Below are 10397 nucleotides of genomic sequence, written 5' to 3' on the forward strand. Positions count from 1 at the left end.
CGGCTTGCGTCTTTAGCGCAATACTGCGATAAATGGTGGTGTGAAGGATTCCAAGAACAGTGATGCCCCATCCCTGCTTGACTACCCGCGGCCGTCGGTGGCGGTGGACACTGCGGTGCTGACCGTTGCGGAGGGGAGCGTGTGCGTGCTGCTGGTGCGCCGGGCGGAGGACCATCAGCACGGAAAGTGGGCGCTGCCGGGAACGTTCCTGCGCGAGCGCGAGACCCTGGCGGATGCGGTGCTGCGCTGCCTGCGCGAGAAAGCCGGGATCTCGGGGCGGGTGCCGCGGCAGCTGCAGGTGTTTGACGAGCCGGGGCGCGATGACCGCGGCTGGGTGTTGTCGGTGGCGCACCTTGACGTGGTGCCTTTGGCGACCTTGGTGGAGGCGTTGAAGTCCGACGGCGTCAGGCTGGCTTCCGTGACAGGGGAGCTTGAGCTGATCGCCGGACTGCCGTACGGGCACGCGGATATCGTGGCGAAGGCGGTGCAGTGGCTGCGGGCCGCTTATGCGGAGGCGCCGGATCCTGGTGCGCTGCTGGATGAGCCGTTTACGTTGAAGGATCTAAGAGAGCTGCACGAGGCGGTGGCGGGTGCCCCGTTGATGCGGGACACGTTCCGGCGGTTTATGGAGCCGAAGCTGGCGGGAACAGGGCAGATGTCGGACGGGGCGCGCGGGAGGCCGTCGAGGTTGTGGGTGCGGGGCGGGGAAATAAGCCAGACCCGCCCGGGGATGGGACCGCTTCGCCGGACGTGAGGCAACGTCATCACGGTGACTAACAACGTGCATTTCCTGAAGCACCTGTGGACGGAGTGTCCGTCCTGTCTCTACATTTCGAGGGCGCCCAGTAGCTGCTGCCGGATTTCCTTTGCGGGTCTTCCCAAGTCGACAGTTGCCACTGTGAACCGATGGCCACCCGTAAAGAAACTCTCCCGTATCGACTTCCCGACGGACGCGTGCAGCAGCATACCTTCAGCTGAGAGTGAGAGTGCGTCCGCAGGGTTTTCCTGAGTGCGGACATACGCATAGATCTGGTAAAGGTAGCCGCTCTTGAACGTCTCACCGCCAAATTGACCAGAAGCCAGAGCGGATGTGAACTTCGTGTCAATGATTATCCGGCGGTTTGCGGCGGGATTCTCAAGCGACATGTCGGTCTTCATTTTTGGAAGCATTGAACCTACTCCTTGGGTTTCGTTACTTTCGTTCCAAGAAATGAATTGAGCCTTTCGGGTTTTCCAGCCAAGCTCCGGGCCGGCAACTCCATAAAAGCCTCCTACGGCACGTTCGAAAAGATCCCGGAATTCCGCGACGCTGAGGCGTGAACGTCGGAGTCCACCAGTTCCTTCGTCGTTCGGCAATATGAGTTGCAGTGCCAGACGAGCTGCGAGCAGAACTGCCCTGTCCTGCACATCGTTTCGCGAGAACCGAACGGTAGTGTCGCGAACGGTCAATCGCGTGCCGGCAGCCCTGACGCCGAGGTCAAACAACCGCCTAGCGTCGGCTCGGCAGCGATGACTCAGCGATTTAGAGGCGACCAACGGAGCCAATACCGTCAAAGCGGAATGAACCAGCCGATTTCTGGGAGTGTCAACGGTTAATTCCTCGTAGCGGCATGCCACTTGCCCGCGGCTCAGAAGCTGATGAGACTCTGTCCGCAAGACGTCAATTCGGCCACGGACTCGCCGGAGGTCCCTTTCAGTAGGAGCAAACTCTGGTGTTAGTGGCTTCTTAAGGCGGTCCGCCACGCTCGCGACAAGTATTTCGCCTAGTAGGTCTGGTAGTCGCTCAGGGTACTCTTCGATGCCGCTTAGCGATGTGCTACCACTTTTATAGAACTCGGACGCATATAGCAAAAGCAACCAGAGATTCCTGACTGGAATGCGGGTATTTCCGGAAACGACCACAAAAGCATCCGGATCCATTTCTAATTCAGTCCGTCCACGAGCTTTGACACTTCTGCCTCGGCTGACGAGGCATCTTCAAACCAATATTCCTTGAGGGTCGGAGCGATCTCTGTTGTTACTACGGCTCGGAACCAGCTCACGTACGAATCCACACGCTCCTCTGCCGGTGGCGTCACGAAGCTGTGGCCGAGCATGAACTCTGCTCCCAGCGTCGAGTCGTCCCGGATGGATGCGTTCAGAGTCTCAAAGCGGCGGCGGACGGTCTCGAGGTGCGCTACTTCAACGTTGTGTTTGGTCTTCATCCACTGCAACCAGCTGTCGTTTAAGGCAGGTGCTAGCGAAACGAACCCAAATCGGCGGCGGAACGCCAAGTCCATGATGGCAAGGGAGCGATCTGCGAGATTCATAGTGCCAATGATGTAAAGATTGCTCGGGACATGGACTGTCTCGTCGGATGCACGCGGATACGCAAGATGGAGAGCCTCCCGGGGAGAGCGCTTCCCGGCTTCGATGAGAGTGAGTAGCTCTCCGAAAACCTGAACGGGGTTGCCGCGGTTGATTTCTTCCACAAGAACAACGTGAGGCCGCTCGGGGGCTGAGTTCGCACGCTCGACCATCTCTAAGAAAGGGCCATCTACGAGCGTTAGTTTTCCGTCTGAGCCGGGGCGCCATCCACGTACAAAGTCCTCATAGGACATATTCGGATGGAACTGTACGGCTCGGACTGCTGATTTAAGGTCTTTAGTGCCGATCATCGCGTAGGCCAGGCGACGCGCCAACCAGGTCTTGCCGGTGCCGGGCGCGCCCTGAAGAATAATGTTCTTCTTAGAACGCCAGCGCTCCAGAATCTCTGTGAGTTCACTCTCCGGCACGAAGCAACCGTCGGCCAGAATGTCAGCCACAGAATAGGTTTTAAGCGGAGAAGCTTGAGCCACTTCCGCCGCAGCAGTGTCGGCATCTTCGGCTGGTGTGATGTCCACCCCGGGGTCGAGGAACGCGGTCCAAGAGAGCTCCGGGAATGAATGCACGGGATATTCAGGGTCATCAAATTTTGCGATCAGCGTGTCTAGTAGGCCCAGGTACTGACTGCCATTTGCTTGGAGTAGTTGGCCATCCAACATTAGGGCAGTTTTCAGGTATCTCCGCGACTGAGCGTCTAGGGGCAAGAAGTTCCAAGGCCGGATCCAGAAGAGACCCATACTCAGTTTTCCGCCAACACCATGAATAGTGCGGGCACGGTCGTAGGTCTCTGCAAACCGGATTCTTGCTTGGTCCTCTGACGAATTAGCCAGGGACAGCGCCGCTTCGAACGCGTCCCAAAGTGCGTCAATATCGCCGTCGGGCCGGTCCGCTTTGTAAGTGAAGAACCATGAATTCTGATTGTTCAGCAGCGGAATCGCGTCGAAGCTAGTGGGTGAAGGCGTCGAGACGCCAAGGATCTGCGCCCAATCCGCGGCCAGAGCCGTGCGCTTCGCCTGCGTAATTCCACGGTTAAACGTCCCGAATACAGTGAAGGGGCAGATGTCGTCCAGCGGCACGGGGATGCCGTCCTCGTCCTTGTCCGTCAGATAGCTGAGATTAGCGTGACGGGTCTGAAGATCCCGAAGAGCTGCTATAAGATCTCCACGCCGGTCCTTGTAGGAAAGCAGGGCCGTGGCCAGCTCTTCATAGAATGATGTCCACAAGAAGTCCTCGTCGGGCGTCGGATCTTCATCCCCAAACCGCTTTGACCATGCCACATGATTCCGAAATCGATCTATATCCTGCGGCTCATTTTCAAAGGCGAATTTGATAAGTGCATCGCGCATCCAGCTTCCAGGGAGCACTTTCCAGATGGTGGACCTTCCCGTGTAGAAATACCACTCACGCGGCTGTTCTAAGGGGTTCCACTCGACGTCGACTCTGCGGCCGTCCCCGTGGTTCCGCGTGACACGCCCTGTTGCCTTGATTGCCATCGCTGAGACGCTGTGGTCCCGATTATCGAAGGGGAGGCCACGCTTACGAACGTAGCTCGCCTTTATAGCGATACGGTCACCGGGCTGCATCGATTTCACGACGTCGAGGTGACGGTCCTCAAAGCCGTTCTCCCAAATTCCTTCGGCGAGGAACCTGGCAGTTTGATCCTGGGGGTCCCAGTCCGAGAAAAAGGATCCGACGAACCAGTTTTGCGGCGGGGTGGTGACCTCTGGTGACGACATGTGTAGCGCTCTCCTGTACTCATGGGGCCCGGCCGGACCAAGGATCATTACACCACCGCGACCAGAAAATGCTGACGAATGACTGGCGGACGGCCTTCCGTGTTCGTAGTTCCGAATCGCGTAACCTGGCGCAGTGACTAATTCCATTGGGGGAGTGGCGGCGGAGCAGCTGCCCGAAGGCTTGTACGAACTACTGAACACGGACTTGCTCGGCCAGCGCTTGAGCACGGAAGTAGAACTCCAGCCAACTATCGCGCCCATTGACGACGAAGACGCGCCGGACATTCTCTCCCGCCACGTCGCAGAGGCCGTTCGCAGAGCTCTCGCCGCAGCCAAACCAGCAGACCGCGTCGCCCTGGCGAACAAGCTTCTCCAGGAGCTGGATACCACGGACCGAATCGTCGAGGGCCCCAGCCAGCTCCAGTCCCTTCACCGCCCGGACGCACTCAAGCGCCGCCAACTCCGCCGTCCCACCACCAACCTGAGCGATTCGGCCTTGCTCACCAACGGCAAGGACGAACCTAACCTCGCGGCGGAGCTCCGGGCTGAGATCGAGTCAGCCAACACTGTCGACCTGCTCTGCGCCTTCGTGCGGTGGACGGGCCTCCGCCTGCTCGAGCCGGCCCTCGAGCAGCTCAAAGAGCGCGGCGCGAAATTACGAGTCCTTACGACCACCTACATGGGCGCCACTGAACGCCGGGCCATCGACGAACTCGTCAACCGCTATGGCGCCGAGGTCAAGATCAACTACGAAACCCAAGCCACCCGCCTGCACGCCAAAGCTTGGCTGTTCCGCCGCAACTCCGGCTTCGACACCGCCTACGTGGGCAGCTCGAACCTGAGCCAGGCTGCGCTGCTGGATGGCTTGGAATGGAATGTCAGGCTCAGTTCAGTCGGCACACCTACTCTGCTGCAGAAGTTCGAGGTCACCTTCGACAGCTACTGGGAGCAGCGAGCCTTCCAGAGCTACGATCCGGAACGTGACGGCGACAAGCTGGACGCAGCCCTGGAGCGCAACGGCGGCCGGCGCACGGCCGCCCCGGACGCGGCCACGGGCCTGGAAGTTCAGCCGTTCCTTCATCAAGAAGAGATGCTCGAGGACCTGGAAGCGGAGCGACTCAAGGGCTTCAACCACAACCTCCTGGTCGCGGCCACCGGCACTGGGAAGACAGTGATCGCGGCCCTCGACTACAAAAGCCTATGCGACGCAGCCGGTCGCGACCTGAAGCTTCTCTTCGTCGCCCACAGACAGGAGATCCTGAAACAAGCAATGCGCACTTACCGGGACGTAATGCAGGACGGTGCCTTCGGTGAACTCTACGTCGGAGAGCACAAACCACGGCAATGGAAGCACATCTTCGCATCCGTCCAGTCGCTGTCGTCCCTAGGCATCGAACAGCTGCCGTCCGACTTCTTCGACATCGTCGTCATCGACGAATTCCACCACGCCATGGCGCCCACTTACCGGCGCCTGCACGACCACCTGCAGCCGCAGCAGCTCCTCGGGCTGACAGCGACGCCGGAACGCGGCGACGGCGTCGACGTCGCCAAGCAGTTCTTCGACGGCCGCACGGCCAGCGAGCTGAGGCTCTGGGACGCCCTGGACGCTGACCTGCTGGTGCCCTTCCACTACTTCGGCGTCTCAGACGACGTCGACCTGAGCCAGCTGGAATGGAAGCGCGGCAATTACGACGCCAAACAGCTGAACAACCTCTACACGGGCAACGACGCGCGGGCAGCCAAGGTGATCCGCGAACTCCGCGACAAAGTCACCAGCACTGACCAGATGCGGGCCATCGGCTTCTGCGTCTCGGTCCAGCACGCCCACTACATGGCTGAAGTGTTCAACCGCGCCGGCATCGCTTCCGTTGCGGTCGATGGCAGCACCGACGACGCCGCCCGCGCAGCGGCGCTCGAGCGCCTCCGCCGGCGGGAGATCAACTGCATCTTCGCCGTCGACCTTTTCAACGAAGGTTTGGACCTGCCGCAGGTGGACACCATCCTGATGCTCCGGCCGACGCAGAGCGCCACGATCTTCCTTCAGCAGCTGGGGCGTGGGCTGCGCCGGGCGGAGGGCAAGGCGGTGCTGACGGTCATGGACTTCATCGGACAGCAACGGCGTGAGTTCCGCTTCGATCTGCGCTACCGGGCCCTGACCGGCTATGGGCGAAAGGAGCTGGAGAAGGCCGTCGAGGATGAGTTCCCGTATCTGCCCTCGGGCTCGCAGATCGTGCTGGACCGGGTGGCGCAGAAGGTGGTGCTGGACAACATCAAGGCACAGCTGCGGTTCAACCGGGCGCAGCTCGTCAGGGACATCGCCTCGTATGCGGAGACCGAGCTGGAGACCTATCTGGAGCAGTCCGGGAACGACGTGAAATCGATCTACCGTTCAACCAGGGATTCCTGGACCGGTTACCTTCGACAGGCGGGGCTGATCGAGGGGTTCTCGTCGTTGGAATCGGTTCTCAGCGGGAAGATCCGTGAGCTCTCGGATGCCGATGAGAAGAAGCTCCTGGGCCGCATGGCTGCGCTCATCCACGTGGACGATCCGGAACGCGCCGAGGCGTACTCAATGCTGGTCAGCCCCGATGCGCCCCGCTACGCGGAGCTCGGAATGCGCGAGCAAACTTTCGCCCGCATGCTGTTCTACATACTGTGGGACGACGGCGGCGATTTTCAGACGTACGACGCCGGGCTGGAGTACCTGCGCGGCTACCAGTTTGTCTGCAGCGAGATCCGCCAGCTCGTGAAAATTGGAGTGGCCGCGTCCAAGCACGCCGCCAAGGGGCTCGGAGCCGGACTGCAGCACGTTCCACTGCTTTCGCACGCGACGTACCGGCGCGAAGAGGTTCTTGCGGCCCTAGAGTATGGATCGCTGGAGCTGGGAAAGAACGTACAACACCGCGAGGGCGTGGCCTGGTGCCCGGCGACGTCCACGGACGCCTTCTTTGTCACCCTCAACAAGGACGACAAGAAGCACTCGGCGACGACGATGTACAAGGACTATGCCATCAGCCCGGAGCTGTTCCATTGGGAATCGCAGAACGCGACGTCACCGACGAGCCCGACGGGCAAGCGGTACCTTGACCGGGCGGGGCACGGCTCGAAGGTCTTGATCTTCACTAGGGATACGGCGGACGACGAGACGGGCCTGACCGTTCCGTACACGTGTCTGGGACAGGTTGACTACGTGCAGCACCTGGGGGCGAAGCCGATTGCGATCACCTGGAAATTGCACCGCTCGATGCCGGCGGATGTGTTCGCGACTGCAGCTGCAGTGGCCCAATAATCGCGACAGCTAAGCGCGAATTCTGGGCGGGTTGTCAAGCCGGCCAGGTATATTATCGGTTCTGCGCACTAGTATTTCCGAAATTGGGCGAATCAATTATCGCGGGGGAAGAGCTCCCCCATTTGAAAGGGAATAATTTGTCAACGGGCAAGCAGGTAAGACTGTTTCTGGTGGACGGCACTCCCGGAGGTGTATTGACCGCTGAAATTATGAATTGGACCGGTCATATTATTGCCGGCGGACGCTCTGATCTTGCAGAGCTTTTGAGACGCGAGGAAGTGAAGCGTACGGGTGTTTACCTGTTAGTTGGCGAAGATCCGGATGACCCTGATGCAGCTCTTCTCTACGTCGGAGAGGGAGACGACGTCGGCGAACGGCTACGCTCGCACAACAAGCCGGAGGATAAAGGTGGTAAAGATTTTTGGAATCGAGCTGTTGTGATGACCAGCAAGGACGCCAATCTCACTAAGGCCCACGCGCGCTATCTGGAGAGTCGCTTCATATCCATTGCGGCGAAAGCCGGTCGCATGAGAGTCGTTAATGGCACAGCCCCGCCTCCTCTTCCGCTTCCGGAGGCAGACGTATCGGACATGGAGTATTTCATCGATCAGGCGAAGATTATCCTCCCGGTATTGGGTGTTGATGCACTTCGCACGCTGCCGACGGCCATCGAAGCAGCTTCCGCCTCAAAGAGCGGTTCAGGGTCATCACCCTTGTTCGAAATGACCATCGCCAGCGCGGGAATCCTGGCCAAGGCTCAGGAGACGGACGGCGAGTTCGCGGTGCTTCAAGGCTCCATGGCGCGGGCACAATGGGTCGGGGTGAGCCACGGGTACTCCAAGCTCCATGAAAAATTGATCAACGATGGGGTATTGGTCGTTAACGGCCCGACCGCCATTTTTTCGAAGGCGCACGTATTCAAGAGCCCCAGTGCTGCCGCAGCCGTTATTTCCGGGCGGGCCACCAACGGCCGCACGACTTGGCGAGAGCGGGGCGCCGGCCTTACATACGCAGAGTGGCAGGAGCGGGCGGCTGGGGCTGTGGGAACTGAGGAAGCAGCCCCCTCAGGTGCCGAAGATACCCTCTTTGCTGACATGGATACAGGAGTTGTAGGTCCTTTCCGCGCCCTTTGATTAATTGCGCTGGCGATAAGTGCACCGCGGCGCCCAAAACCAATAAGTTGCTCAAAATGCCCTTAGCCAGAGTCTGATCAAAAGCCGTTCCGAGCCAACCTCACTCCGCGGATCCCCGGCCATCGTCCATATATCAAGCAGCTTGCGAACAGCTTGCAAGACTCTCTTTCCTGATTCAGGTGATCAATAAGTTTGCGCGCGGCATCCGCTTAGGCAGCGACTGCGGGGAACACTACGAGCGATCCGTCGCTGCTTCGTTCGATCTCAATCGCAACGTCAGCTTGGGGGCTTCCCTCATTGACGCCATCGCCCAATGCACGAAGGCGATATGCGGATTTGAGCAGATTATCGACCTCGCCGGGCGTGAACGCAGGGACTCGGAAACCGCCGGGGCGCTTCAACTCGAGAGCCGAGAGCCGAAGGAGGACTGAGTTGATGCCCGATTCCAACTCGTTGACGCTTTGCTCGTCGTTGTGCAGTTTTCCGATGAAGTTCTTGAACGGATTGTTCGGGTTCTTTTGAGCGTGATCAACTGCTTGAAGCACGAGAACTCGGCGTTTGAGAGCAATGGCGACACGTGCAATCTCCAGGTGTGCCCGGAATCTGCTGCCTTCCTCGTTGATGCCAGGGAATGATTTCGTCAATTCATCGAGGGCAACCGGGCCGTCGAAAGCGTTGAGCGCAGCTTCCCATCTGGTGAGCCGACGCCGAGTTGCGGCGAACGCCTTGGTGATGTCGTGTGTTGCGGAATCCAGTCCCAGTGATAGACCGGGTTCGCCGTCGTCGAGGAGGACCGACGTTGCACTGATGATCGTGTCGCTGCAAGCGTCTAAAGAGATGCGTTCCTCCTCCAGCTTGTCGTCCTGCAGTTGTTCCAGAAGGCCGGTGATTCGCTCGATTGCCTTCTGGCGTTGGTGATCCGCGTGGGCGCTGACGCCGACCGCGACAGCCATCAGCACAAGTGGTGCGGCAACTGTCAACGCTCCGGCGCTGGCCACGGCCGCACCAGCTGTGGCGGCCGAGCCTGTTGCAGCACCTGCAACAGCCGCCTTGCCAGCAACGGGCACAAACGTGGCGTTAGCGACGACGCCGACGGAGTCGCGCAGCCCGCTGTAAACGCCTCCGGCAACTGCCTTCGAAACCATTGGCTTGACAAGTCCACTGCCGACTTGTGCGGCGACCTTTGCCGGCACCACCATTCGGTAAAGCACGTCACCGGCAGCGGCGACATTCGGCGTCGAGTGCGCCGACTTCGCAGTCTGAGTGACGAGCTGCGACAAATGCTGAGCGAGCGGACTGGCTGCATGAAGCACAATTCCACCGGTGCGATCACGCTTGGTCGGCATGGGATGCGCTTCCAGCGTGACGATGGGGGAACCCGCAAGTGTTGCGAGGACTGTTCGCAGTTCTGCGAGGCGGGCGGGTGTCATACCGTCATCGCCTAGTATGTTCGGCACGCTCACAGTCTCCGTAGCGAGTGTCCATACTGGCACGAGTGCCTTGTTGTCACCGGTCACGTCTTGTCCCTTCCCCAATCTGACTTGCACCGTAAGCAGTGGTGGTGACACTGGTAGCAACCTCAGGCCGCAGACCGTAGTCCTTGCCCAGCTTGTCACCGCTCTTCGTTATCGTCCCACATTGACGTGGGGTATATGAGTGGCTGTTTACTGGGAAGCTATCTGGGCAACTAGGCTCCTGCCGCAGCCTCGTGCGTAAGTCGAGGTGCTTTCCTTCCCGGAGGTGAGCAAGGGCGACTGGGAGAGATGCGTCGGTTGGATTCCTTGCCACTACTCTCCCTCCACGAACCCGACGCTGTGCTAAATCCTCAACTGCGAGCTAGCAACTTAAACGACCCCGAACTGCCGAGGCAGTTCT

Annotated in this window: 6 protein-coding genes; 3 read left to right on the top strand and 3 right to left on the bottom strand. The window is 59.7% G+C overall.

Annotated elements, in window-relative coordinates; translation table 11 throughout:
• Window positions 1-40: 40 nt before the first annotated feature.
• Entirely contained in the window at window positions 41-754 is a 714-nt protein-coding gene (locus AC1DRE_RS22300) for an NUDIX domain-containing protein (protein WP_476986675.1), read from the top strand.
• Between the two features lie 71 nt (window positions 755-825).
• Here the strand turns inward: AC1DRE_RS22300 and AC1DRE_RS22305 are convergent, their stop codons facing one another.
• Both AC1DRE_RS22305 and AC1DRE_RS22310 read right to left on the bottom strand, forming a co-directional pair.
• A complete protein-coding gene (locus AC1DRE_RS22305) occupies window positions 826-1920 on the bottom strand; it encodes a 5-methylcytosine restriction system specificity protein McrC (protein WP_476986676.1) in 1095 nt (364 codons plus the stop codon).
• A gap of 2 nt (window positions 1921-1922) precedes the next feature.
• A complete protein-coding gene (locus AC1DRE_RS22310; RefSeq protein WP_476986677.1) occupies window positions 1923-4100 on the bottom strand; it encodes an McrB family protein in 2178 nt (725 codons plus the stop codon).
• A 133-nt stretch (window positions 4101-4233) separates the two neighbouring features.
• On the opposite strand from AC1DRE_RS22310, the gene AC1DRE_RS22315 reads away from it, so the two are divergent.
• Together AC1DRE_RS22315 and AC1DRE_RS22320 are read left to right on the top strand one after the other, a co-directional pair.
• Window positions 4234-7389 carry a DEAD/DEAH box helicase gene (locus AC1DRE_RS22315; protein WP_476986678.1) on the top strand — a complete coding sequence of 1052 codons (3156 nt, stop codon included), beginning with the start codon at window positions 4234-4236 and terminating at the stop codon, window positions 7387-7389.
• 83 nt (window positions 7390-7472) lie between these two features.
• Window positions 7473-8522, top strand: coding sequence for a GIY-YIG nuclease family protein (locus AC1DRE_RS22320; protein ID WP_476986679.1), 1050 nt, complete (start codon window positions 7473-7475; stop codon window positions 8520-8522).
• Between the two features lie 209 nt (window positions 8523-8731).
• Here the strand turns inward: AC1DRE_RS22320 and AC1DRE_RS22325 are convergent, their stop codons facing one another.
• Complete coding sequence (locus AC1DRE_RS22325; protein ID WP_476986680.1) at window positions 8732-10039, bottom strand: hypothetical protein; 1308 nt, start codon at window positions 10037-10039, stop codon at window positions 8732-8734.
• Window positions 10040-10397 lie beyond the last annotated feature (358 nt).

This window comes from Arthrobacter sp. P4_H3, from assembly GCF_056400885.1.

Coding starts and splice junctions, on each gene's coding strand:
- AC1DRE_RS22305 (WP_476986676.1), bottom strand. CDS start 1,920: ATGGATCCGGATGCTTTTGTGGTCGTTTCCGGAAATACCCGCATTCCA.
- AC1DRE_RS22310 (WP_476986677.1), bottom strand. CDS start 4,100: ATGTCGTCACCAGAGGTCACCACCCCGCCGCAAAACTGGTTCGTCGGA.